The sequence below is a fragment of the Streptomyces sp. NPDC012637 genome (genome assembly GCF_042954805.1).
Lineage (GTDB): Bacteria > Actinomycetota > Actinomycetes > Streptomycetales > Streptomycetaceae > Streptomyces.
The window spans coordinates 255,218-279,309 of record NZ_JBIBDS010000002.1 but is presented as its reverse complement, the minus strand read 5'-3'; the positions used below and the strand labels follow the sequence as shown (position 1 = coordinate 279,309).

The 24,092-nt window shown below is 73.2% G+C and carries 25 protein-coding genes; 8 read left to right on the top strand and 17 right to left on the bottom strand.

Features of this window, described 5'->3' with window-relative positions:
- Positions 1–5: 5 nt before the first annotated feature.
- Complete coding sequence (locus ACFY8W_RS09345; protein WP_391102372.1) at positions 6–701, bottom strand: L,D-transpeptidase family protein; 696 nt, start codon at positions 699–701, stop codon at positions 6–8.
- A gap of 66 nt (positions 702–767) precedes the next feature.
- Positions 768–2,066: an MFS transporter gene (locus tag ACFY8W_RS09340; protein ID WP_391102371.1), complete on the bottom strand. Its 1,299-nt coding sequence runs from the start codon at positions 2,064–2,066 to the stop codon at positions 768–770.
- 62 nt (positions 2,067–2,128) lie between these two features.
- Between ACFY8W_RS09340 and ACFY8W_RS09335 the strand changes: the two genes are divergently transcribed.
- Complete coding sequence (locus tag ACFY8W_RS09335; protein WP_391102369.1) at positions 2,129–3,082, top strand: LysR substrate-binding domain-containing protein; 954 nt, start codon at positions 2,129–2,131, stop codon at positions 3,080–3,082.
- Between the two features lie 19 nt (positions 3,083–3,101).
- Here the strand turns inward: ACFY8W_RS09335 and ACFY8W_RS09330 are convergent, their stop codons facing one another.
- Both ACFY8W_RS09330 and ACFY8W_RS09325 read right to left on the bottom strand, forming a co-directional pair.
- Entirely contained in the window at positions 3,102–3,875 is a 774-nt protein-coding gene (locus ACFY8W_RS09330) for an alpha/beta hydrolase (RefSeq protein WP_391102367.1), read from the bottom strand.
- Positions 3,876–3,963: 88 nt separating this feature from the next.
- On the bottom strand, positions 3,964–4,737 hold the full coding sequence (locus tag ACFY8W_RS09325) for a GNAT family N-acetyltransferase (RefSeq protein ID WP_391102365.1): 774 nt from the start codon (positions 4,735–4,737) through the stop codon (positions 3,964–3,966).
- 185 nt (positions 4,738–4,922) lie between these two features.
- Here ACFY8W_RS09325 and ACFY8W_RS09320 point away from each other — a divergent pair, with 185 nt between their 5' ends.
- Together ACFY8W_RS09320 and ACFY8W_RS09315 are read left to right on the top strand one after the other, a co-directional pair.
- Positions 4,923–6,077 (top strand): adenosine deaminase, encoded by a 1,155-nt coding sequence (locus ACFY8W_RS09320; protein WP_391102363.1) that lies wholly within the window; start codon positions 4,923–4,925, stop codon positions 6,075–6,077.
- Positions 6,078–6,263: 186 nt separating this feature from the next.
- Positions 6,264–6,683 carry a hypothetical protein gene (locus tag ACFY8W_RS09315; protein WP_391102360.1) on the top strand — a complete coding sequence of 140 codons (420 nt, stop codon included), beginning with the start codon at positions 6,264–6,266 and terminating at the stop codon, positions 6,681–6,683.
- A gap of 78 nt (positions 6,684–6,761) precedes the next feature.
- Here the strand turns inward: ACFY8W_RS09315 and ACFY8W_RS09310 are convergent, their stop codons facing one another.
- The 5 genes from ACFY8W_RS09310 to afsQ1 form a co-directional block, all read right to left on the bottom strand.
- Positions 6,762–6,962 (bottom strand): PspC domain-containing protein, encoded by a 201-nt coding sequence (locus ACFY8W_RS09310; RefSeq protein ID WP_391102358.1) that lies wholly within the window; start codon positions 6,960–6,962, stop codon positions 6,762–6,764.
- Positions 6,963–7,040: 78 nt separating this feature from the next.
- Complete coding sequence (locus ACFY8W_RS09305) at positions 7,041–7,580, bottom strand: VanZ family protein (protein WP_391102356.1); 540 nt, start codon at positions 7,578–7,580, stop codon at positions 7,041–7,043.
- Positions 7,581–7,737: 157 nt separating this feature from the next.
- Positions 7,738–8,367, bottom strand: a complete 630-nt coding sequence (locus ACFY8W_RS09300) for a hypothetical protein (protein WP_391102353.1) — start codon at positions 8,365–8,367, stop codon at positions 7,738–7,740.
- A complete protein-coding gene (locus ACFY8W_RS09295) occupies positions 8,364–9,905 on the bottom strand; it encodes an ATP-binding protein (protein ID WP_391102351.1) in 1,542 nt (513 codons plus the stop codon). The genes ACFY8W_RS09300 and ACFY8W_RS09295 overlap by 4 nt, the downstream gene beginning before the upstream one ends.
- The gene (afsQ1, locus tag ACFY8W_RS09290; RefSeq protein WP_265869013.1) at positions 9,902–10,579 is read right to left on the bottom strand and encodes a two-component system response regulator AfsQ1; all 678 of its coding nucleotides are present in this window, start codon (positions 10,577–10,579) and stop codon (positions 9,902–9,904) included. The genes ACFY8W_RS09295 and afsQ1 overlap by 4 nt, the downstream gene beginning before the upstream one ends.
- 169 nt (positions 10,580–10,748) lie before the next feature.
- Between afsQ1 and ACFY8W_RS09285 the strand changes: the two genes are divergently transcribed.
- Positions 10,749–11,468 carry a SigE family RNA polymerase sigma factor gene (locus ACFY8W_RS09285; RefSeq protein ID WP_365337878.1) on the top strand — a complete coding sequence of 240 codons (720 nt, stop codon included), beginning with the start codon at positions 10,749–10,751 and terminating at the stop codon, positions 11,466–11,468.
- Between the two features lie 132 nt (positions 11,469–11,600).
- On the opposite strand, the gene ACFY8W_RS09280 is transcribed toward ACFY8W_RS09285, so the two are convergent.
- On the bottom strand, positions 11,601–12,299 hold the full coding sequence (locus ACFY8W_RS09280; protein ID WP_391102349.1) for a uridine kinase: 699 nt from the start codon (positions 12,297–12,299) through the stop codon (positions 11,601–11,603).
- Between the two features lie 52 nt (positions 12,300–12,351).
- Here ACFY8W_RS09280 and ACFY8W_RS09275 point away from each other — a divergent pair, with 52 nt between their 5' ends.
- A complete protein-coding gene (locus ACFY8W_RS09275) occupies positions 12,352–12,744 on the top strand; it encodes a hypothetical protein (RefSeq protein ID WP_391102348.1) in 393 nt (130 codons plus the stop codon).
- Positions 12,745–12,811: 67 nt separating this feature from the next.
- Here ACFY8W_RS09275 and ACFY8W_RS09270 read toward each other — a convergent pair whose 3' ends face one another.
- The 3 genes from ACFY8W_RS09270 to deoC are packed head-to-tail and all read right to left on the bottom strand — an operon-like array spanning position 12,812 to position 16,099.
- A complete protein-coding gene (locus ACFY8W_RS09270; RefSeq protein WP_384411917.1) occupies positions 12,812–13,705 on the bottom strand; it encodes an aldehyde dehydrogenase family protein in 894 nt (297 codons plus the stop codon).
- A complete protein-coding gene (locus ACFY8W_RS09265; protein ID WP_391102346.1) occupies positions 13,698–15,134 on the bottom strand; it encodes an aldehyde dehydrogenase family protein in 1,437 nt (478 codons plus the stop codon). Before ACFY8W_RS09265 ends, ACFY8W_RS09270 begins: the two co-directional genes overlap by 8 nt.
- A gap of 5 nt (positions 15,135–15,139) precedes the next feature.
- Complete coding sequence (gene deoC, locus ACFY8W_RS09260; protein WP_391103832.1) at positions 15,140–16,099, bottom strand: deoxyribose-phosphate aldolase; 960 nt, start codon at positions 16,097–16,099, stop codon at positions 15,140–15,142.
- A 265-nt stretch (positions 16,100–16,364) separates the two neighbouring features.
- On the opposite strand from deoC, the gene ACFY8W_RS09255 reads away from it, so the two are divergent.
- From ACFY8W_RS09255 to ACFY8W_RS09245, 3 genes are all read left to right on the top strand, one after another.
- A complete protein-coding gene (locus ACFY8W_RS09255; protein WP_391102345.1) occupies positions 16,365–17,516 on the top strand; it encodes a hypothetical protein in 1,152 nt (383 codons plus the stop codon).
- A 188-nt stretch (positions 17,517–17,704) separates the two neighbouring features.
- Positions 17,705–18,346 (top strand): class F sortase, encoded by a 642-nt coding sequence (locus ACFY8W_RS09250; protein WP_391102343.1) that lies wholly within the window; start codon positions 17,705–17,707, stop codon positions 18,344–18,346.
- Between the two features lie 21 nt (positions 18,347–18,367).
- Entirely contained in the window at positions 18,368–19,012 is a 645-nt protein-coding gene (locus ACFY8W_RS09245; protein WP_391102341.1) for a PH domain-containing protein, read from the top strand.
- 25 nt (positions 19,013–19,037) lie between these two features.
- Here ACFY8W_RS09245 and ACFY8W_RS09240 read toward each other — a convergent pair whose 3' ends face one another.
- The 4 genes from ACFY8W_RS09240 to ACFY8W_RS09225 form a co-directional block, all read right to left on the bottom strand.
- Positions 19,038–20,312 (bottom strand): hypothetical protein, encoded by a 1,275-nt coding sequence (locus ACFY8W_RS09240; RefSeq protein ID WP_391102338.1) that lies wholly within the window; start codon positions 20,310–20,312, stop codon positions 19,038–19,040.
- A 149-nt stretch (positions 20,313–20,461) separates the two neighbouring features.
- Positions 20,462–22,123 (bottom strand): phospho-sugar mutase, encoded by a 1,662-nt coding sequence (locus tag ACFY8W_RS09235; RefSeq protein WP_391102335.1) that lies wholly within the window; start codon positions 22,121–22,123, stop codon positions 20,462–20,464.
- Between the two features lie 184 nt (positions 22,124–22,307).
- Positions 22,308–23,111 (bottom strand): purine-nucleoside phosphorylase, encoded by an 804-nt coding sequence (locus ACFY8W_RS09230; RefSeq protein WP_391102332.1) that lies wholly within the window; start codon positions 23,109–23,111, stop codon positions 22,308–22,310.
- Positions 23,112–23,280: 169 nt separating this feature from the next.
- Positions 23,281–23,718: a gamma-glutamylcyclotransferase gene (locus ACFY8W_RS09225; RefSeq protein WP_391102330.1), complete on the bottom strand. Its 438-nt coding sequence runs from the start codon at positions 23,716–23,718 to the stop codon at positions 23,281–23,283.
- Positions 23,719–24,092 lie beyond the last annotated feature (374 nt).

Here is a 24,092-nt window from a genome sequence, read left to right as displayed (position 1 = left end):
TCCGGTCAGGTGCCCGGCTTGCGTCCGTACACGAACACGTCGTCACCGTTGCGGAGCAGGTTCCAGTACGCCTTGGCGTCCTTCTGCGTCATGTTGACGCAGCCGGCCGAACCCGGCGGGTTCCACATCGACTTGGTGACCGAGTGGAAGGCCTGCCCGCCGTCGAAGAACTGCGCGTACGGCATCGACACGTGGTAGAGCGTCGACCAGTGGTTGATGTTGCGCCAGTAGATCTTCTTGGCGCCCGTACGCGTCTCCGAGCCGTCCCTGCCCGTACGCACCGGCACCGGGCCGTACTTCAGCCTGGAGCCGTCCTGGATCCAGCTGAGCTGGCGGGTCAGGTCGACACAGGCGATCCGGCCCTTGTTGGTCGGGCACTTCCCGGCCTTGTTGGGATTGGACCCCGCCGCCTTCTGCGCCAGCATCGTGGACATCGTGCGCCAGGTGATCGTCCCGGCGTAGCCCTGCGTCGGGGTGATCCCGTGCTTCGCCTGGAACGCCTGGATGGCCTTGCAGTCGGCGAGCGACTGCTTCCCGTCGACCGGCCGGCCGAGGAACTTCTCCACCTGCTTCTGGTACGGGCCGGTCGTGACGTTGCACGACGCGGCCTGGGCCGGGGCGGCGGTGAGCGCCACCGTCATGGGTACCACCAGAGACGTGACGGCGAGCCCGATGCCCGCGCGCCTGCGTATCCCGTTCATGATCGTCAACTCCCCCTAGAGTCCTGACCCGTTTGACGCCCGGGGGAGTCCGACAGTTGCAGTTACTCAGACAGCCGTGGCCAGTTCGTGACGAAGGGCCTTCACCCGCCGGGCCTCGACCCGGGCGCTGTGCGTCCCGTACAGGGTGATCGACACGACGCCGAGCACCGCCACCAGGCCGATCAGGACCGTCCCGGCCCAGCCGCCGGCGTGGAAGGCGACCGCGCCGAGCGTGCCGCCCGCGCTGCTGCCCAGGTAGTACGCCGACTGGTAGAGCGCCGAGGCCTGCGCGCGGCCCGTCCGCGCCGTACGGCTCACCGAGGAGGACGCCACCGCGTGCCCCGCGAAGAAGCCCGCGGTGATCAGCACCAGACCCGCCAGGACGGCGGGCAGCGCGTCCGCGAGGGACAGCAGCAGACCGGCCGCCGTCGTGGAGACCGCGAGGTAGAGCGCACCGCGCCGGCCGAGCCGGCCGACCAGCTTGCCGGCCGCCGCCGAGGAGACCGTACCGACCAGGTAGACCAGGAAGACCGAGCCGACCACGCCCTGCGGCAGCGAGAACGGGGCCTCGACCAAGCGGTAGCCGATCACCGTGTACACGGCGCCGAACACCGTCATGAACAGCGCGCCGATCGCGTACAGGCGAAGCAGCAGCGGATCGGCGAGATGCCCGCGCACGGTCCGCGCCAGCGCCTTCGGGGCGAGCGTGCCCGGGGTGAAGTGCCGCGCCTTCGGCAGCAGCGCCCGGAAGGCGAGCGCGCAGACCGCGGCCGTCAGGCCGACCGCCGCGAGGCCCGCCCGCCAGCCCCACAGCTGGGCCACCCAGCCGGTGACGATCCGGCCGCTCATGCCGCCGATGGAGTTGCCCGCGACGAACAGGCCGATCGCCGCGACCAGCGCCTTCGGCCGCACCTCCTCGGCCAGGAAGGCCATCGCCGAGGCCGGCACACCGGCCAGCGCCGCGCCCTGCACCGCGCGCAGCGCGACCAGGGTCTCCAGGTTCGGGGCGAGCGGCACGAGCAGGCCCACGGCCACCGCGACCGCGAGCGAGACCGTCATCATCGAGCGGCGCCCGAAGCGCTCGGAGAGCGCGCTCAGCGGGAGGACGCACAGGGCCAGCGCGCCGGTCGCGGCGGAGACCGTCCAGGAGGCGGCCGACGCGCTCGCGCCGAACTCGGCGGAGACGGCGGGCAGAAGGGCCTGGGTGGAGTAGAGGAGGGCGAAGGTGGCCACTCCGGCGGCGAAGAGCGCGAGGCTCATCCGGCGGTAGCCGGGGCGGCCGGGGGAGAGGCGGGTGTCGGCGGACTCACGACCGGATTCGGCGACCGCGCTGGTGGCGGCCGCCTTGGTACTGGCGGAAGGCATGCCTCGAACGTAGGACGGTCCGCTTCATGCGTCCAATGCACGGAACTGCTGTAATCGTTCCCATGGTGCATGAGTACAGGTCACAGCCTCGCCTGTCACCGAACAGTAACGAAGAAGACATGGGACTGCTGCTCGCGCCGCGGCTCGCCTACTTCGCCGCGGTCGCCCGGCACGAGCACGTGACCCGCGCCGCGGCCGAGATGGGCGTCCCGCAGTCGACCCTGTCGCGGGCCATGGTCCGGCTCGAGGAGGACCTCGGTGTCGCCCTGTTCGCCCGCCGCGGGCGCACGGTCTCGCTCACCCCGGCCGGCCGCGGCTTCCTCTCCGCCGCGGAGCGGGCCCTCGCCGAGGTGGAGCGGGCCGCCGACACCGTACGGGCCGACGCCGATCCCACCGCGGGCCGGGTCGCCTTCGGCTTCCTGCACACCATGGGCTCCGAGACCGTGCCCGGGCTGATCCGCGCCTTCCGCGTCGACCACCCGAACGTCCGCTTCACCCTGGTCCAGAACTACGGCGAGGCGATGATCGAGCGGCTCCGGGCCGGCGAGCTCGACCTGTGCCTCACCTCGCCCGTCCCGGACGCGCCCGACCTGGTCGGCCGCCGCCTCGACGAACAGCGGCTGCGGCTCGTCGTGCCCGACGACCACCGGCTCGCCGGCCGCAAGCGGATCCGCCTCGCGGAGGCCGCCGACGAGACCTTCGTGACCCTCGAACCGGGTTACGGGCTGCGCCGCATCACCGACGACCTGTGCGCGCAGGCCGGCTTCAAGCCCCGCATCGCCTTCGAGGGTGAGGAGGCCGAGACGCTGCGCGGCCTGGTCGCCGCGGGCCTCGGCGTCGCCCTGCTGCCGCCGCCGGCCGTCGCCCGCCCCGGTGTCGTCGAACTCGGCGTGACCTCGCCGCGCGCGGTCCGCGAGATCGGCGTGACCTGGCTCGACGGCCACCCGGACACACCACCGGTGGCCGCGTTCAAGAAGTTCCTGCTGGGCAAGCGGGGCAGCCTGCTGCCCGAGTGAGGGTCCGGCCGCGCGGCCGTCAGCCGACCGACCGCCCGAACCCGGCCGCCAGCGGCATCCGGAGCCCCAGCGGCGGCGGCGCGGCCATCGCGTCCGCGAGCGGACGGCTCTGCGGGCGCGCGAAGAGCGCGGAGAGCACGAAGTCGGCGGCCAGGGCGTGGACTTCGTCGCGGTACTGGCGCAGCGCGTGCCCGTCCGCGTGGACCTCGAAGCGGCAGGTGTCCCGGTTGGACTTCTTGGCCCGCTCGGCGAACCGGTAGCTCAGCTCGGGGTCGGTACGGGCGTCGTTCGTGCCGTGCACGATCAGCACCCGCCGCCCCACGAGCTGCCGCACCGGCTCCGGCTCGGCCGCCCGGTCGTCCTCCGGCAGCCACGGGGCGAGTGCCAGCACCGCCGCCACCGCCGTGTGCCCGCCGGCGGCCAGCGCGGCCCGGCCGCCCATGCCCCGTCCCACCAGGCAGACCGGAACGTCCCCGTAGCGCCGTACCGCCTCCGACACCGCCCACCGGGCGTCCGCCGCCAGCTGCGCGTCCGTCCCGTTCCAGCCCCGCCCCCGGTACCGGACCACGTGCGACACGAGCCCGTCGGCCCGCCCCGCCCGCACCAGCTGCCGCCCCAGCGGCAGGACCGCGGCATGGGCCCGTACGGAGTGCCGCCGTCCGGACGTGACCTCGCCGTCCGGCAGCAGCAACACCACCCCGCCCGCTTCGGTGACCGCCGTCGTCGCCGCGACGGGCCGGCCGAGGCGGGGTGTCCGGGAGGCGGCCGTTCCCACGAGTGCGTTGTGCGCCATGACAAAACAGTCTCAGAAGCCGAGGTGTACGCGAGTGGTACGCGCGGTCTCTGTTACGTATCGTCCGCTGACCGAACGTCCGTACGTCTCACGGCCGTTCGAAGCAGTGCACGCTGCCCACCGGGACGAAGCCGCGGCGTGCGTACCAGTCGCGCGGCCAGTCGGTGGCGAGGGCCGTCAGGAAGACGGTCGTGCAGCCGGCGGCGTCGGCCATGCGCAGGGCGGTGTCCAGGACGACGCCGGCGTGGCCCTGGCGCAGGTGGGACCCGGCCGTGACCAGGTCCTCGATCTGGGCCGTCCCCGAGGCCGCGTCGATGTACAGGTCCGCCCAGGACGCGACCTCGCCGAACTCGTCGTGCGAGGCGAGGAAGCGGACGTCGTCGGCGCCCCGGCGCCGGGCCGCGCGACGTTCCACCAGGTCGTGGACGACGTCGTCCCCGACGTCCGGAAGGAAGCGCCGCTGGCTCTCGGTGAGCGGCCCGCGCAGGGCGGGCAGGTCGACCTCGCGCGCCCCGCCGAGCTCCGGTACCGGCCCGGTGTGGACCATCAGCAGGACCTCGGAGCACTCGTACCCGGCCCGGACCAGCGGTGTGATGCAGGCCTGCGCGGCCTCCGGGTCGGGGATGTACACGGTGCGGTGCGAGAGGTGGGCCATCAGTTCGTCGACCCGGCCGGGCAGCGCCTCGGGGTCGGTCCGGCCGTCCACCAGGACGTGGTTGTTGCCGTGCGAGAGCGCGTACGTGTCGTCGAGCGCGGCGAACCCGCCGGGGAAGTCGATCGTCCGCTCGGCCTGCCGGCGGGTGAAGGCGGACATGAAGCGGATGATCCGGCGCAGTTCGGAGTCGCTGGTGGCGGTGGTCATACCGGCAGGCTAGGTGTCCGCGGAGGGGCCCGCGCGGGAGTTTCGGGCCACGGCGCCCGGCGCGGCACGGCCGTCGCGCCGACCGCGGCACCGGGCGGTCACGTCCCGGCAGCGGACCCGAAATCCGACGAAGGATGCGGTGCCGAAGAGGCGCGCTCTACGCGCGTAGGCGCTAGAGTGCGGCAATGACGAGCCAGATCCCCAGCACCCCCTCGGCGGATCAGATCCGCCGCGCCCCGAAGGTCCTGCTGCACGACCACCTCGACGGCGGTCTGCGCCCCGGCACGATCATCGAACTCGCCCGGGCCCAGGGCTACGACAGCCTTCCCGAGACCGAGCCGGACAAGCTCGGCATCTGGTTCCGGGAGGCCGCGGACTCCGGCTCCCTGGAGCGCTACCTGGAGACGTTCGCGCACACCTGCGCCGTCATGCAGACCCGCGAGGCCCTGGTCCGGGTCGCCGCCGAGTGCGCCGTCGACCTCGCCGAGGACGGCGTCGTCTACGCGGAGGTCCGCTACGCGCCCGAACAGCACCTGGAGGGCGGTCTCACCCTCGAAGAGGTCGTCGAGGCGGTCAACGAGGGCTTCCGCGAGGGCGAGCGGCAGGCCAGGGCCAACGGCCACCGGATCCGGGTGGGTGCGCTGCTCACCGCGATGCGGCACGCGGCCCGCGCCCTGGAGATCGCCGAACTCGCCAACCGCTACCGGGACTCCGGCGTCGTCGGCTTCGACATCGCGGGTGCCGAGGCCGGCTTCCCGCCCACCCGTCACCTCGACGCCTTCGAGTACCTGAAGCGGGAGAACAACCACTTCACGATCCACGCGGGCGAGGCCTTCGGCCTGCCGTCGATCTGGCAGGCCCTCCAGTGGTGCGGCGCCGACCGGCTCGGCCACGGCGTGCGGATCATCGACGACATCGAGGTGGCCGACGACGGCTCGGTCAGCCTCGGCCGGCTCGCCGCGTACGTGCGCGACAAGCGCATCCCGCTGGAGATGTGCCCCACCTCCAACCTGCAGACGGGCGCCGCGGAGTCCTACAAGGAGCACCCCATCGGGCTGCTGCGCAAGCTGCACTTCCGCGCGACGGTCAACACCGACAACCGGCTGATGAGCGGCACCAGCATGAGCCGGGAATTCGAATTCCTGGTCGAGGCATTCGGTTACACGCTCGACGACATGCAGTGGTTCACGGTCAATGCGATGAAATCAGCGTTCATTCCTTTCGATGAACGACTGGCGATGATCAATGACGTGATCAAGCCTGGTTATGCCGAGCTGAAGTCCGAATGGCTGTTCCAGCAGACCGCCACGACCAGCGAGTCTTCCCAGCAGACGGGCTGATCACCACCCTCGGGAAGGAATGGACGGCGGCCGGGCGCACCACGCCCGGCCGCCGTCCGGTGTTTGCGGCCGGGACTTTGGCTGGTTAGTTTGCGTAGCCACTCTGCATTCCCCGAAATTCCCCCGCTCTCAGGGCCTTCCCCGTCGCCCCGAGACGCACCCGAGATTCCTGAGGAAGATTTTCTGATGAAGCAGTCTGCCGCCAAGACGCTCGGTGTCGCCGCCCTCGGTGCCGCCTTCGCCGCCGCCGCCGCCGGAACGGCCTCCGCCGCCCCGGCGCTGCCGGTCGTCGGCTCCGACGCGCTCGGCACCGTCACCAGCATCGTCCCGCTCGGTGACGACCTCACCGAGCTCCCGGCGGGCGCGTCCGAGGCCCTGTCCGGCGGCCAGGGTGCCGTCGGGACCGGTGTCGAGCAGGGCGCCAAGACCCTCCCGGGCGCGGTCGAGCAGGCCCAGAACCTCCCGGGCGAGGTGCAGAAGCAGGCGCAGGACCTGCCGCTGGACGGCGCCAAGGCCGGCCTCGGCTCCACCCCGCTCGGCGCGGCCACCGGCCTCCTCGGCGGGCTGCCGCTGAACGGCCTGCCGCTGGGCGGCCTGGGCGTCTGAGCCCCCCCCGCACGCCGAAGGGGCGCCCACCCGGTCCGGGTGAGCGCCCCTTCGGCGTACGTACGACGGGTGCGACGGCTACCAGGCCGTGCTCGCCGTCTTCTCCGCGGGCAGCAGCACCCACAGCGCCAGGTACAGCACGAACTGCGGGCCCGGGAGCAGGCACGAGGCCAGGAATATCGCGCGCATCGTCCAGGCGGAGATGCCGAAGCGCCGTGCCAGCGCCGCGCACACTCCGCCGATCACGCGTCCGTCACGAGGGCGGGAAAGTGCGGCCATGGTGGGCTCCTTCAGTCCGGGTGCTCGGAATTTCCGATGTCTCCATGGTGCCGCCGGACCGGTGGACAAAGCCTCCCTCTACGGGGCGATACCGACCCTGGGAATCGTCGGGGTCGCCCCCTGAGAAGCCCGCCGCTCGCTCGTCCTCGAGGAGGACTTCCCGGGCCGGGTGGACGGCCGGCGCCCGCGCGGGCCGCGGCGCAGCCGCGCCCGCCCCGCCGGCACCAGCAGCAGGTGCGCGAGCGCCACCCCGGCCGTGTTCAGGAGCACCGAGTCGACGTCCACGACCTGCCCGGGCACCGCCGTCTGCAGCAGCTCCACCGCGAGCGAGACCAGCGCCCCGGCCGCCGTCGTCCGGGCGAGCGACGCCCAGGGCGACACCGCGAGCCGTCCGTCGGCCATCGGCAGCAGCACCCCGAGCGGGGCCAGGAGCAGCAGCCCGCCGGCGATCCGCCGCGCGGCCTCGGCCGGGCCGAGCGCCAGATCGCCCCGGATCCCGGCCAGTGGCGTCAGGTTCGGCGCGGTCACCCAGGCCACGTCACGCGGGCGGAGCGTCACCCAGGCGACGAGCAGCAGATGGGCGAGGAGAAAGGCGAACCCCGCCACGCGTACGACCACGGCGACAGACTCGCCGGAACTGCCCGACCCACCCGAACCTTGACGTTGCACGCCCCCCAAGACGCGCCCTCCGGCGGAATCGGTTCCGTCCGGCCGTCACGGACCGGAAACCGTCACGGACCCCGGAAGCGGGCCGCCCCCGGGTCCCGTCGTCCCGTCAGTGACCCGCCGGTGACGAGCGGACCGACTCCGGGCGCTCCTTCAGCTCGGTCGTGCAGCTGTAGCGGCGCGGCCCGTACGGGCCGGGGCCGCCCAGGACGACGGAGTCGGCCGTGGAGCCGGAGCCGCCCGGCTCGCCGGCCGTGCTCTCCGCGAAGGTGCAGACGATCTGGGCCAGGGCCGTCGGCGGCAGGTCCTCGGGCTGGCGGCTGAGCCGCAGGGTGCCCTTCGGATCGCCCTTGCGGGCCGCGCCCACCACCAGCGGACCCTTCACCGCCGTGGCGAAGCCCGCCCGGCGCTCCTCGTCCGACGGCTCGCTCTGCAGCTGCGCGAGCAGCGCCGAGGCCGTGCGCACCGGGTCGCCCGCCGCCTTCTCCTCGGACAACGGCGACCTGCGTTCCACGGCGTCCAGCTGCGCACCGCACACCAGGTACACGCGCAGCGGCACCCCGCTCTGCCCGCCCGTACCGGACGCCTCGCCCGGCACGCTGCACGGCACTCGCGAGGGCGCCGCGCCCGCGTCGACCGGCACCGACGTCGTACGGATGCCGCAGCCCGAGAGGAGGACGGCGGCGCCCAGGGCCAGCAGCCCCGTACGGCCAAGTCCCCACGTACGGCGACGTCTCAACTCTCCTCCACCTCGCCCTGGCTGCTGCGGGTCCGCAGCTCGCGCGCGATCCCCGAGGCGTCCCGGGGCAGCCGCAGCACGAACACCGCGCCGTCCACCCGGCCGTCGGCGTCCGTGGAGTTGGCGGCGGTGATCGAGCCGCCGTGGATCAGCGCGTTCTCCATCGCGATCGACAGACCGAGACCGCTGCCGTCCGAACGCGGGCGCGACGCGCTCGCCTTGTAGAAGCGGTCGAAGACGTGCGGCAGGACCTCCACCGGGATGCCGGGCCCGTGGTCGCGCACCGCGATCACCAGCTCCTCGCCTTCCTCGGCCTCCTCGGTCCGCACCGACACCCGCACCGGCGAGCCGCCGTGCTTGAGCGCGTTGCCGATCAGGTTGGCCAGGACCACGTCGAGCCGGCGCGGGTCGAGCCGCGCGACGATCCCGCGCTCGGCGTCCAGGTCCACGGCGTCCAGCCAGGCCCGCGCGTCGATGCAGGCGGTGATCTGGTCGGCGATGTCGACGTCGTCCAGGACGAGGCGCGCGGTGCCCGCGTCGAAGCGGGTCACCTCCATCAGGTTCTCCACCAGGTCGTTGAGCCGGCGGGTCTCGCTGACGACGAGGGCCACCGCCGGCGCGATCATCGGGTCGAGCGCGTCCTGCTCGTCCTCCAGGACCTCCGTCACAGCGGTCAGCGCGGTCAGCGGCGTGCGCAGCTCGTGCGACATGTCGGCGACGAAGCGGGCGCTCGCCTCCTCCCGCGCGCTCATGTCCGCGACCTTCTTCTGCAGCGACTCGGCGGCGCTGTTGAACGTCCGGGAGAGGTCCGCCAGTTCGTCGTTGCCGGAGACCCGCAGCCGGGTGTCCAGCTTGCCCTCGCCGAGCCGCCGGGCCGCCTCCCCGAGCCGGTGCACCGGGCGCAGCACGGTCGTCGCCGCGACCTGCGCGAGCAGCACCGAACCGATCACGGCGAGACCGGTGGCGATGCCGAGCGACCAGGACAGCGAGTTGAGGTCGGCCTTCTCCGCGGCGAGCGACTTGAACATGTAGCCGGTCGGCCCGCCGCCGTCGATCTTCGTGCCGCCCACCAGGTACGGCGTCGAGCCGCGCTGGGTGCGCTGCCAGAACAGGTGGTACGGGTACGGGTTGGCGTCCGAGACCGGGCGCTCGGTGGTCACGGCGGTCTGCAGCGGGCGCGGCACGTCCGCGAGCGTGAACACGTCCGGGTCGGAGGCGCCCACGATCGGCTTGCCCGCCGCCCGCTCGCCCATGAGCACCACGCTGTAGCCGGCGCTGCCGCTCGCCATCTGCTCGGCGGTGCGCCGCAGCTCCTCCTCGGTGGGCCGCGGCGGCAGCGTCGCCGCCCGGTTCTGCATCTCCTGCCGGAAGTCGTTCAGCGCGCTGTCCTGGGTGCGCTTGAGCACGGCCTCGCGGTTGAGCCAGTACGCGATGCCGGAGGCCGACACGGCAGCGGTGAGCGCGACCAGGGCGAAGACGACGACGAGGCGGAGCCGCAGGCTGGTGAACCTCAGCACCGAGACGATCCCTTTGCTCACGCAGGAACGTCCAGCCGGTAGCCCACACCCCGGACGGTGCGGATCAGGGTCGGCGAGGAGGGCACGTCCTCGACCTTCGCGCGCAGCCGCTGCACACAGGCGTCGACCAGGCGCGAGTCGCCGAGGTAGTCGTGCTCCCACACGAGCCGCAGCAGCTGCTGGCGCGACAGCGCCTGACCGGGCCGCCGGCTCAGCTCCAGGAGCAGCCGCAGCTCGGTCGGCGTGAGCTGCAGGTCCTCGCCGTTCTTCGTCACCGTCATCGCGGAGCGGTCGATGACGAGGGAGCCGAAGGTGGCCGAGTCGGTGGCCTCCCGCTCGCCGCGGCGCAGCACCGCGCGGATCCGGGCGTCGAGCACCCGGCCCTGCACGGGCTTCACCACGTAGTCGTCGGCCCCGGACTCCAGGCCCACGACCACGTCGATGTCGTCGCTGCGCGCGGTGAGCAGGATGATCGGCAGCTGGTCCGTACGCCGGATCCGGCGGCACACCTCGAAGCCGTCGATGCCGGGCAGCATCACGTCGAGGACGACCAGGTCGGGCCGCTGTTCCTTGAGCAGCTTCAGGCCGTCCTCGCCCGTCGCCGCGGTGGCCACACGGTGGCCCTGGCGTGACAGGGAGAGTTCGAGGGCCGTGCGGATGGCGTCGTCGTCCTCGATCAGCAACAGGAAAGGCACGGCCTCATTCTGTCGCATGCGGCCGTCCGAGTTCGACCGTCAGGTCACGCCTCCGTCCCGCCCCCGCCTGTGACACGCCTGTGACAGTCGGCGGACACCGCCATGAAGTCGGCCGGGCAGGCTTTTCGACATCAAGGACCTACGGACTCCAACCGACGGGGGGCGCGAGATGAACGCACTGCACAGCACCACCTCCAGCGCAGTTGTCACGCGTCTCCACGACGTCACACGGAGCACCGAGAAGTCCGGCGCGGTGAACGGGCGGGGGTGCGTTCGCAGCGTCGGGCGTCAGCACAAGGCGCCGTACATGGTCGCCGTGGCTGACGGGGGAGCGGCGTACGGGGAGGTCACGGGGGAGCGTTCCTGCTCGGAGGCCGAGTTCACGGCCTACGTCCAGGAGCGCCGGGCCTCCCTGTACGCCACCGCCTACCACCTGACCGGTGACCGCTTCGAGGCCGAGGACCTGCTCCAGAGCGCGCTGTTCTCCACGTACCGCGCCTGGGACCGGATCAGCGACAAGGCCGCGGTCGGCGGCTATCTGCGCCGCACGATGACCAACCTGCACATCAGCGCCTGGCGCCGGCGCAAGCTCAACGAGTACCCGACCGAGGAGCTCCCGGAGACGGTGGGCGAGACGGACGCGATGCGCGGAACCGAACTGCGCGCGGTCCTCTGGCAGGCGCTGGCCCGTCTGCCCGAGCTCCAGCGCACGATGCTGGTGCTGCGTTACTACGAGGGCCGGACCGACCCGGAGATCGCGGAGATCCTGGACATCAGTGTCGGCACGGTGAAGTCGAGCATCTGGCGCTCGCTGCGGCGACTGCGCGAGGACGAGGTGCTGAGCTTCGGCCGTGACGAGGAGGAGTCCTTCGGCGAGCTCGTCGCCTGAGGGATACGGGGGGACACGGGGGCACGGGGAAACACGGGGGACCGTACGGGGGTACGGGGTAAAGGGCGAGGGCCGGACAGGATCGGGGGATCCTGTCCGGCCCTCGGCACGTTCGCGGGCGGGGTGAAGGGGTCAGGCGCGGGCCGCCGGGACGCGGCAGCGGCCCGCCGCGGCGGCGGCCAGGCGGCCCAGGGCCTCGTCCTTGGCGCACGGGTGGGCGCCGAGCGCGGTCTGGCGGGCCACGATCGAACGCTCGGCCCGCATCAGGCGCCAGCCGCGGCGCAGCAGGAACGGCACCGACTTGCGGCCCTCCCTGAGGTCCCGCAGCAGCCGGCGGCGGAAGGTCGTGGCGGGACGGCCGCGCAGGCACAGCGCGTCGGCGAGCACCCCGAGGTCACGGCAGCGCGCCACGATATCGGCGGCGAAGATGCCCTCCGCCACGAACAGCGGCGTCCGCTCGATGTCGAGGGCCTCGTGGCCCACGCGGGCGCTGGTGGCGATGTCGTACACGGGCACGTCGGTGCGGCCCGTGCGGCACAGCTCGGCGATCGCGGCGACGGCCGCGTCCGCGTCCCACGAGAGCGGGGAGTCCCAGTCGATGTCCGTGCTGTCCTCGACGAGTGGCAGGGAAGGGTCGTCACCCTCCTTGTAGAAGTCGTCGAGACGCAGGACCGGCAGACCGGTGCGGGCGGCGAGGGACGACTTGCCGGAGCCGGAAGGGCCCGCGATCAGGACGACCCGGGTCGGGATCGGTTGGGAACTCACGGGACACCAGTGTGAGGCATTCCCCCGTGCAGGGGACCACCGAGGCGGCCCGTTGGTATCGAGCATCACACCTCCACTACTGTCGGTGCCCGCTCGACCACCCTCCGGAAGGATTCCCATGGCGCGTCACGCACAGTCCCGCACGTCCCGCCGCAGTGCCCTGCTGAAGGCCGGACTCACCGTCACCGCGGCAGGGGCCGCCGTGTTCGGCGCGGGCGCCGGCGCCCAGGCCGCCGAGGGCGTCGGCGTGCCGCTGCCGACCGACTCGCTGACCCGGATGGACGGCGCGGCGGCCCTGGAGGGCCTCGGCCACGGCGTGGCACCGCTGACGCAGCTCCAGCTCGACCCGCTGGCCAACACGGGCGTCGACCCGCTCGACAACGGCCTCGGCACCCAGGTCGCCGACTTCAAGCCGGTCGGCACGAACCTGGTGACCGACCACGTCACCAAGGGCGGCGCCCTGGCCGACCTGCCGGTCGCGGGCCCGCTGTCGCAGTCGCTGCTGCCGTAGGCGCTTGCGCGGACACGGCGAACGGCCCCCGACCGGAGGAGTGGTCGGGGGCCCTTCGCCGTACGGCCTAGTACGAGGAGCCGGACGCGCCCAGCGAACCCGTCGGGTGCCAGACCGTCTTGGTCTCCAGGAAGGCGGTCATGCGGTCCGTGCCCGGGGACTCCGCGAAGTCCTCGGTGCGCGGGCGCAGCACGCGCTTCAGGTTGTCCGCCGCGGCGATCTCGAGCTCGCGGGCCAGGTCGGCGTCCGCGCCCGTGAGGTCGATCGCGTTGACGTCGAGGTGGGCCGCCAGGTGCGGGCCCATCTCGGACGCCTTGCCCGACAGGATGTTGACCACGCCGCCGGGCAGGTCCGAGGTGGCGAGCACCTCGCCCAGGGACAGGGCCGGCAGCGGGGCCTTCTCGGAGGCGATGACGACCGCCGTGTTGCCGGTCGCGATGACCGGGGCGATCACCGAGACCAGGCCGAGGAAGGACGACTCCTGCGGCGCGACGACGGTCACGACGCCGGTCGGCTCCGGGGTGGACAGGTTGAAGTACGGGCCCGCCACCGGGTTGGCGCCGCCGACGACCTGGGCGATCTTGTCGGTCCAGCCCGCGTACCAGACCCAGCGGTCGATCGCGGCCTCGACGACCACGGCCGCCTTGTTCTTGGACAGGCCCTCGGCGTCCGCGACCTCGTGCACGAACTGGCCCTTGCGGCCCTCCAGCATCTCGGCCACGCGGTAGAGGATCTGACCGCGGTTGTACGCGGTCGCGCCCGACCAGCCGCCGAAGGCCTTGCGGGCCGCCACGACGGCGTCACGCGCGTCCTTGCGGGACGACAGCGGGGCGTTGGCCAGCCACTTGCCCTTGGAGTCGGTCACCTCGTACACCCGGCCGCTCTCGGAACGCGGGAACTTCCCGCCCACGTACAGCTTGTAGGTCTTGAAGACGCTCAGACGGGTCTGCTGATCAGACATCGAGGTAGGCCTCCAGACCGTGGCGGCCGCCCTCGCGGCCGAAGCCCGACTCCTTGTAGCCGCCGAACGGCGAGGTCGGGTCGAACTTGTTGAAGGTGTTGGCCCAGACGACACCCGCGCGGAGCTTGTTGGCGACCGCGAGGATGCGGGAGCCCTTCTCCGTCCAGATGCCCGCCGACAGGCCGTACTGGCTGTTGTTGGCCTTGGCGACGGCCTCGTCCGGCGTGCGGAAGGTCAGCACCGACAGGACCGGGCCGAAGATCTCGTCGCGGGCGACGGTGTGCGCCTGGGTGACGTTCGTGAAGAGCGTCGGGGCGAACCAGTAGCCGGCGGACGGGATCTCGCAGGCGGCGGACCAGCGCTCGGCGCCCTCGGCCTCGCCCTGCTCGACGAGCGTGGTGATCCGGGCCAGCTGCTCCTCGGAGTTGATGGCGCCGATGTCGGTGTTCTTGTCGAGCGGGTCGCCCAGGCGGAGCGTCGAGAGGCGGCGCTTGAGCGAGTCGAGCAGCTCGTCGTGGATCGACTCCTGGACCAGGAGGCGGGAGCCCGCGCAGCAGACCTGGCCCTGGTTGAAGAAGATGCCGTTGACGATGCCCTCGACGGCCTGGTCGATCGGCGCGTCGTCGAAGACGATGTTGGCGCCCTTGCCGCCCAGCTCCAGGGTGAGCTTCTTGTCCGTGCCGGCCACCGACTTGGCGATGGCACGGCCGACGGCGGTCGAGCCGGTGAACGCGACCTTGTTCACGTCCGGGTGCTCGACGAGCGCGGCGCCGGTGTCCCCGTAGCCCGGGAGGATGTTGACGACGCCCTTGGGCAGCCCGGCCTGGCGGCAGATGTCCGCGAAGAACAGGGCGGAGAGCGGGGTCGTCTCGGCCGGCTTCAGGACGACCGTGTTGCCGGTCGCGAGCGCCGGGGCGATCTTCCACGCCAGCATCAGCAGCGGGAAGTTCCACGGGATGACCTGGCCGGCCACGCCCAGCGGCTTCGGGGACGGCCCGAAGCCGGCGTGGTCGAGCTTGTCGGCCCAGCCCGCGTAGTAGAAGAAGTGCGCGGCGACCAGCGGGAGGTCCGCGTCGCGGGTCTCCTTGATCGGCTTGCCGTTGTCCAGGGTCTCCAGGACGGCCAGCTCACGGCTGCGCTCCTGGATGATCCGGGCGATGCGGAAGAGGTACTTGGCGCGCTCGGAGCCGGGCAGCGCCGACCACTTCTCGAAGGCCTTGCGGGCGGCCTTCACCGCGCGGTCCACGTCCGCGGCGCCCGCCTGGGCGACCTCGGAGAGCACCTCCTCGGTGGAGGGCGAGACGGTCTTGAAGACCTTGCCGTCGGCCGCTTCGACGAACTCGCCGTCGATGAACAGGCCGTAGCTCGGCGCGATGTCGACGACCGAGCGCGACTCGGGCGCGGGGGCGTACTCGAAGGGGGAGGTCATGTCGATCAGTCCACCGTCACGTAGTCGGGGCCGGAGTAGTGGCCGGTCGCCAGCTTCTGACGCTGCATGAGCAGGTCGTTGAGCAGGCTGGAGGCACCGAAGCGGAACCAGTGGTTGTCCAGCCAGTCCGCACCGACGGTCTCGTTGACCAGGACCAGGAACTTGATGGCTTCCTTGGTGTTGCGGATGCCGCCCGCGGGCTTCACGCCGATCCGGACGCCGGTCTGCGCGTGGAAGTCGCGCACGGCCTCCAGCATCAGCAGGGTGTTGGCGGGGGTGGCGTTGACCGCGACCTTGCCGGTCGAGGTCTTGATGAAGTCCGCGCCGGCGATCATGCCGAGCCAGGAGGCGCGGCGGATGTTGTCGTACGTGGACAGCTCACCGGTCTCGAAGATCACCTTGAGGCGGGCCCGGTCGCCGCACTCGGCCTTGATGGCGGCGATCTGCTCGTAGACCTCCAGGTAGCGGCCGGCGAGGAAGGCGCCACGGTCGATGACCATGTCGATCTCGTCGGCGCCCGCGGCGATGGCGTCGGCCGTGTCGGCGAGCTTGACGGGGAGGGCGGCGCGGCCGGCCGGGAAGGCGGTCGCGACCGAGGCGACCTTGACGCCGGAGCCCGCGACGGCGGCCTTGGCGGTGGCCACCATGTCGGGGTAGACGCAGACGGCGGCGGTCGTCGGGGTGGTGCGGTCGGTCGGGTCGGGGTTGACGGCCTTGGCGGCGAGCGCCCGGACCTTGCCCGGGGTGTCCGCGCCTTCGAGCGTCGTCAGGTCGATCATGGAGATGGCCAGGTCGATGGCGTAGGCCTTGGCCGTGGTCTTGATCGAGCGGGTGCCGAGGGACGCGGCGCGCGCCTCCAGGCCGACGGCGTCGACGCCGGGCAGCCCGTGGAGGAAGCGGCGCAGCGTGCTCTCGGACGTGGTCACGTCGGCGAAAGCATGTGCTGCAGGTGCAGTGGTGGGCATGGTCACCAGTCGAGCATATCTACGCGCGTAGCGGCGTGTACAGGGGGCTGCTCGTACGAGCGCGTGAAAGCGCAGGTGGGTGCGGGGAAAGTGGGGTGCGCGTGAGGCCTGTCACATGCCCGTGACATGGAGCGGACAACTCCCGAACCCAAGATCCCTAACGTTTCTCCTGCAGCCAGCCAGAACTCACCGGCCCTCACCGAACGAGATGTCAGCGGCATGCGGCTCTTCCTCACCCGACCTGTCTGATTCCACAGGAGTCGTTATGCGCACCGCCCTTCGCGCCGCCGTCGCCACCGCCCTCCTCGCCGGCCTCGCGGTCACTCCGGTGCTCGCCACCGGCACCGCCTTCGCGGCGGACGGCCCGGCGGCCACGGCGGAGAACGGCACGCTCGTCCGGACCGAGACGCTCTACAACGGCACCGTCGTGAAGATCTACAAGCTCGGACCGACGTGGTACCGCGCCGAGAGCTTCAAGAACGGCCAGTCGATCGGCTCCGTCGAGGCGAACGCCCGCGCGGCGGCCGGCAACGACAACGGCAACTACCTCGTCCTCTTCGAGGACGGCCGCACCCTCGCGTGGCGCGGCAACGTCGTCTCGCCCGCCGAGCTCGGCCTGTACCGACTGGCCGACGGTACCGTCGTGGAGCTCGGCAAGAACCCGAAGGACGGCCGGTTCGGCCTCCAGCCGGTCGACAAGACCGGCCAGGGCGGCGGATTCGTCTACGCGTACCACCCGGTCCGCTCGGTGTGGACGTACGGGAAGGCCGTGGTCGTCCTGGAGAACGACGGCGGGCTCGCCGCCTACGTCCCCGGCCAGGCCGAGCAGGCCGCCCCCGTCCACCTCGGCGCCGGCGTCAACCCGAAGCCCGCCCCGAAGCCCGGCACCGTGCTCTCCGGGCCGACGGCGAACGGGTGCACCGTCACCGAGAAGATCGCCTCCGTCTTCCCGTACTGGACGGTCACGCTCACCAACGACCTGAAGAAGGGGCCCGAGGCCGTCCTCAGGGACGACGCGGGCAAGGTCGTCGGCACCGCCGACCGTCAGCACCCCGTCGACGGCCGCTACGGCCTGAAGATCGAGGGCGCGGACACCGCCGCCCCGAAGCTCGGCCAGCGCACCCAGGGCGGCGACATGCCGTACCGGTGGGTCGACTTCCCGAAGCTTCCCCAGGACTGCAGCAGCACGACGCCCACCGCCACGCCCACGCCCGCGCCCACCTCGGGATCCGGCGGCAACGGCGGCCAGACCACCGTCGTCCCCAAGGGCGGCGTCGCCGCCGGTGCCGAGTTCGGCAGCGTCGAGCACGCCAACGACACCGCGCTGCTCGCGTCCGCCGGGGGCGCCGCCGCGGTCGTCGCCGCCGGCCTCGGCTTCACCGCTCTGCGCCGGCGCACCGCCGCCGACCGCGGCTGACGGTCTTCCGGTCCCCGCGACCGGCACCCCGCGGCGAACACCCCTCATCGCGCCGCAGTCCCACCCCCCCGGCGGGCCGCCTCCTCCTCGGCGGCCCGCCGCACCCCGTTCCGCGGAGTCAGACCTCCGTCGTTCCCGGAGTCAGACCTCAGCCGTTCCCATGGCCAGACCCTTCCCGGAGCCGAACCGTGACCCGCCGCCCCCTGCTCCTCGCCCTGGCCGCCGCCACGGCCGCCGTCGCCGTCCTCGCGGGCTGCGCCGGGCCCGCGCCCACGCCCGCCCCGACCACCACCGCGCCGCCCGTCCCCGCCCCGCGCGTCACCGCCACCGCCGCCCCCGCGCCGCCAGAGCAGCTCGCCACCGCGCCGCTGCCGCGCTCGGTGCCCGTACGCGTGCGGGTGCCGGCCGCCGGGGTCGACACCGGGCCGGTCCTCACGCTCGGCCTCAACGCCGACGGCACCGTCCAGGTCCCGTCGGTCGCGCAGGCCGACCGGATCGGCTGGTACGACAAGGGCGTCACGCCCGGCGAGACCGGGCCCGCGGTCCTCATCGGCCACTACGACACCGCCGACGGCCCCGCCGTTCTCAGGAACGTCGGCAGGATCCGGGTCGGCGACCGTGTCACCGTGACGCGCGCCGACGGCACCGACGCCGTGTTCCGGGTGCGGGAGCTGGAACAGGTCGGCAAGAAGGCCTTCCCGACGCGGAAGGTGTACGGCGACACCACCCGGCCCGAACTCCGGCTGATCACCTGCGGCGGCGAGCTCGTCGACGGCCACCGGCCCGACAACATCGTCGTCTACGCCGACCTCGTCACCGCGGGTGCGTGAGCGCTGAGGCAGAATCGGGCCATGACGACCCCCGAGCCGCCCGCCCCGCAGCCCTCCGAGCCCGTCAGGGACCGCGTCTTCCGCTCGCCCATGGGCATCGCGGGCGGCGTCTTCCTGCTCGCCCTCGCCGTGGTCCTCGGCGGCGACTCGATCCTGCGCGGCCACGGCCGCACGCCCTGGCTCGCGCTCGCCGCGCTGATCATGGTGGTCCCGCTCATCGTCGCGTTCACCATCCGGCCGGCCGTCTTCGCGGGCGCAGAGCGGCTGCGCATCCGCAACCCGTTCCGCACCATCACGCTGCCCTGGGGCACCATCGCCGACATCCGGGCCGGCTACTCCAGCGAGGCCCTCACGAACGAGGGCCGCACGTACCAGCTGTGGGCGATCCCGGTCTCGCTGCGCCAGCGCAAGCGCGCCGCCCGCCAGGCCGCCCGGGCCTCCCAGGACGACCCGCACGGCCGTACGTCGGTGAGCGCCGACGTCCGCGACTCCAAGGCCCGCGTCGCGCCCGCGGACCAGTCGGTGGCCGATCTGCGCGAGCTCGCCGAGCGCCGCAGCGGCCTGCCGGAGACCCAGGGCGAGCCGCAGATCCGCTGGGCCTACGAGGTCATCGCCCCGGCGGTCGCGGGCCTGGTGCTCCTGGTGATCCTCTCGGCGACCGGCTGACGCGCGGTCCGAGCCCGGGACCCGGTCACGGCGGGCCCTGCCACACCAGCATCATGTACGCGCCCAGCCACGCCGACGAGAGTGCCGCACCGCCCGCCACCAGGGCCGTCGCGGGGAAGCGGGCCCGGGCGAGCGCCGTCGCCACCGGCAGCAGCAGCGGGAAGCCGGGGACCAGGAAGCGGGCCCGGGGGAAGTAGACGCCGCCGCTGCCGAGCACGACCAGGAGCAGCACCCCGCCGAAGACGAGCAGCGGCAGCGGCTGGCGGTCCGTCAGGCACAGCAGGTACAGGGCCGCCGAGACGACCAGGACCACGGAGACCACGGCCAGGAAGAGCTGCGGGTCGTCGTCGTACACCAGGTGGTCGCGCAGCCGGGCGCGGGTCACCGCGCCGCCGTCCCACGTGTTGCCCCACACGCGCTGCACGGCGAAGTAGCCGTCCCAGCGGCCCACTCGCACGCCCACCCAGCCCACGTACGCCAGCCAGCCCAGCGGCGCGGCGAGGGCGGCGAGCAGCGGCGCCCGGCCCTGCCGGCGGGCGGCGAGCAGCCCGGCCGCGCAGACGGCGGCGGCGACCGCGACCCCGGTCGGCCGGGTCAGTCCGGCGGCCGCCGCGAGGCCCGCCGCCCACGCCCAGCGCCCGGTCAGGACCGCGTACAGGGACCAGGCGGCGAGCGCCGTGAACAGCGACTCGGTGTATCCCATCCACTGCACGAGCGCGACCGGGGTGGCGCCCCACAGCACGGCGAGCAGCGTGCCCGTGCGGCGTCCGCGCAGCCGGTCGCCGACCGCGAAGACGCCCCAGGCGGCGGCGAACGAGCACAGCACGGCGAGTACCAGACCCACGGAGGCCCGTGAGCCGGGCGTGACGGCCGCGAGGGCCTTCACGAGCGCGGGATAGAGCGGGAAGAAGGCCAGGCTGCGCGGCGGGTCGGTGAGGCGGTCGCGGTGCTCGTGGGTGTAGCCGTGGTCGGCGATCCCCAGGTACCAGTTGGAGTCCCAGGACCGCGCGAGCACCGGCCACACGCCGTGCCCCTGGAGGTGCGTCCAGTGGGCCAGGACGGCGAGGCCGAGCAGCCGCACGGCCAGATAGCCGAGCAGGGCGGGGGCGGCGTGGCGCAGTGCCCGTGCCGACGCCGCCTGCCACGCGGCGGCTCCGCGGCCCCGGGCGCGGGCCGCGCCGAGGCCTCCGGCGGCTCCTGAGGACGCGGAGGCCCCGGAGGCTCCCGGAGTCCCGGGGGCGGCCTCGGGGGCCCCGGGGGCGGGGCGGCGGCGGGTCAGCTGCGACGGCACGGGAGACACCGGGCCACCCTGCCCCGGCCACCCGGATGCGGGCCGCGCGTCGCGGGCCCTGTCGTACCCGATTCACCCGAAAGGGCGAGGGCCCGTACGGAAACGATTCCGTACGGGCCCTCGCCCTGACGACGGTGCCGGCGGCGGCCCGCCGGCGCTCAGAGACCGGCGGCCTCCGCCAGGTCCTTCTTGATCGCGTTCAGGACCTCGCCGGCCTTCGCGCGGGCCGTCCCGAGCTCGCTCGCGTCGGCGACCGGGACCACGACCTCCAGGTAGCACTTCAGCTTGGGCTCGGTGCCGCTCGGGCGGACGATCACCCGGGCCTTGTAGTCGCCCTCGAGGTGGTAGCGCAGACCGTCGGTCGGCGGCAGCGACTCCGTGCCCTTCGTCAGGTCCTCGGCCGAGACGACCGTGAGGCCCGCGAGGTGCACCGGAGGCTTCTCGCGCAGCGCCGCCATCGCGTTCGCGATGATGCCCAGGTCCTCCACGCGCACCGACAGCTGGTCCGTGGCGTGCAGTCCGTGCTCCACCGCCAGGTCGTCCAGCAGGTCGGTCAGGGTGCGGTCGCGCTCCTTGAGCTCCGAGGCCAGCTCGGCGACGAGCAGCGCCGCCGTGATGCCGTCCTTGTCGCGGACGCCCTCCGGGTCGACGCAGTAGCCGAGCGCCTCCTCGTAGCCGTAGCGCAGGCCCTCGACGCGGGCGATCCACTTGAAGCCGGTCAGCGTCTCCTCGTAGCCCACGCCCGCCGCCTCGGCGATCCGGCCGAGGAGGGACGACGACACGATCGACTCCGCGAACACGCCCCGCGCGCCCTTGTGCACCAGGTGCGCGGCCAGCAGCGCGCCCACCTCGTCGCCGCGCAGCATCCGCCAGCCGCCGTCGACGGAGGCGTCCGGCACGGCCACGGCGCAGCGGTCGGCGTCCGGGTCGTTGGCGATCACGATGTCGGGGTCCACGGCGCGGGCCGCCTCGAAGGCGAGGTCCATGGCGCCGGGCTCCTCCGGGTTGGGGAACGCGACGGTCGGGAACGCCGGGTCCGGGTCGGCCTGCTCGGCGACGAGCGCCGGGGCCGGGAAGCCGTGCCGGGCGAAGGTGGCCGTGAGGACCTCCTTGCCGACGCCGTGCATGGCCGTGTAGACGGTCCGCACGGTGCGGGGGGAGCCGGGGGTCAGGACGGCGTCCGTGCGGGCCAGGTAGGCCTCCAGGACCTCGTCGCCGAGGGTCTCCCAGCCGCTGTCCGGGCGCGGCACGTCCGCGAGGGCGGCGATGGCGTCGATCTCGGAGGCGATCTCCGCGTCCGCGGGCGGCACGATCTGCGAGCCGTCGCCCAGGTACACCTTGTAGCCGTTGTCGCGCGGCGGGTTGTGGCTCGCGGTCACCTCGACGCCGGCGACGGCGCCCAGGTGCCTTATGGCGTACGCCAGGACGGGCGTCGGCAGCGGGCGCGGCAGCAGCGCGGCGCGCAGCCCGGCGCCGGTCATCACGGCGGCGGTGTCGCGGGCGAAGTCGGCGGACTTGTAGCGGGCGTCGTAGCCGATGACGACGAGGCCACCGGCCTGGCCCTTGGCCTTCAGATACGCGGCGAGGCCGGCGGCGGCGCGGATGACCACGGCGCGGTTCATCCGCATGGGGCCCGCGCCCAGCTCGCCGCGGAGTCCCGCGGTGCCGAACTGGAGCGTGCCGGCGAAGCGGGCGGCGAGCTCGTCACGCGCGGCCTCGCCGCGGTCGAGGAGCGCGCCGAGCTCCTCGCGGGTCTCCGGATCGGGGTCCTCGGCGAGCCACGCCTGGGCCCTGGCGAGGAGGTCGTCCTGCGTCGTCACGGTGGTGTGCCTTTCGGAGGGTGCGGCGGGAGGGGGCGGGCGGTTCTTCTTCCCCAGCCCGCCCCTTCCCGAACGGAGGGCGCGCCCCCAGGCCCCCATACGGCCTGCGGCCGTGCCCGATCGGGGCGCGGAGGTCCGGGGGCGCGGCCGCCGGTGACGGGAGGGGGCGTGCTGGGGGAAGGGCTCAGATCCGGTCCAGGACCCGCGTCAGCAGCTCGCCCATCCGGGCGGCCGAGTCGCGGCCCGCCTGGAGGACCTCCTCGTGGTTCAGCGGCTCGCCCGAGAGTCCGGCGGCGAGGTTGGTGACCAGCGAGATGCCCAGGACCTCGGCACCGGCCTCGCGGGCCGCGATGGCCTCGAGGACCGTGGACATGCCGACCAGGTCGCCGCCCATGACGCGGACCATGTTGATCTCGGCCGGGGTCTCGTAGTGCGGGCCGGGGAACTGGACGTACACGCCCTCTTCCAGGGTCTCGTCGACCTCCTTGCACAGCGCGCGCAGCCGCGGCGAGTACAGGTCGGTGAGGTCCACGAAGTTCGCGCCGACGATCGGGGAGGCGCCCGTCAGGTTGAGGTGGTCGCTGATCAGGACCGGCTGGCCGGGGCGCATGCCCTCGCGCAGACCGCCGCAGCCGTTCGTCAGGACGATGGTCTTGCAGCCGGCGGCGACGGCGGTGCGCACGCCGTGGGCGACGGCGGCGACGCCGCGGCCCTCGTAGTAGTGGGTGCGGCCGAGGAAGACCAGGGCGCGCTTGTCGCCGATCTTGTACGAGCGGATCTTGCCGCCGTGGCCCTCCACGACCGGCGGCGGGAAGCCGGGCAGCTCGGTGACCGGGAACTCGGCCTCGGGAGCGCCAAGGGCGTCGACGGCAGGGGCCCAGCCGGAGCCCATGACCAGGGCGACGTCGTGGTTCTCGACGCCGGTCAGCTCGCGAAGGCGCGCGGCGGCGGCCTCGGCGGCCTCGTACGGGGTGGCAGTAGCGTTCACTGACTCTCTCGCCTCGGGGAGGGGGGTCCGAGGGAAGCCCCGGACGGATTTGATACGTCCAGCAGCCTAGCCCGAGAATCCCTACGCGCGTAGATGACGTCGCGCACGGACCTGCGATCGTTGTCTTGTCGTTTCCGACGAAAGCGGTGGCTCCGCCTCCGGACCGGGTTCAGCAGGGGCGCTTGCGGAGCTCCATCACGTAGTCGTGCGGCGCGCCCGCGGACTCGGCCGCGTCCGCGACCTCGCCCAGGTAGCGGGCGGAGGGCAGCCCGCCCTCGTACGCGTTGAGCACGTACACCCACGCCGGCTCGTCGCCGTCCAGGGTGTGCACCCGGACCCGCATCCGCCGGTAGATGTCGAGGCCGACGCCCTCCCAGCGGTCCATGGAGTCCTCGTCCATCGGCGCGATGTCGTACAGGGCGACGAACACCTGGGACCGCGGGGCCTCCACGATCGTGGCCAGCGCCCCCTCCCAGCCCATCTGCTCCCCGCCGAAGGTCAGCCGCCAGCCGTTCAGCCAGCCGGTGCCGCGCAGCGGCGAGTGCGGTGCGCGGCGGGTCATGAGCCGCGCGTCGAGGTTGCCGGCGTACGCGGCGTAGAGCGACATGGGGTCGAGGGTACGGGAGGGCGCGGGGTGGATGACGAAGTCCGGGGCGGGGGGCGTACGTCGGCGGAAGGTGACCCACCGGTAGCCGCCGCGCGGCCGTCGGGCCGGCCTCCGCCCGCGGCCCCCGGGCCGCCGGCACGCGTCCTCGCCCGCGGCCCCGGCCCGCCCACACGCGCCCTCCTCCGCGGCCCCCGGCCCGCCCGCACGCGTCCTCGTCCGCGGCCCCCGGGCCGCCGGCACGCGTGCCCGGCCGCCACGCCCGGCCTGCCCGTACGCGCCCCGGCCACCATGCCCGACCTGCCCCTACGCGCCCCCCTGCCGCCCATCGCGACCCGCCGGGCGGCCCCGGCGCGTGGGTCGTTCGTCCGTGCGGG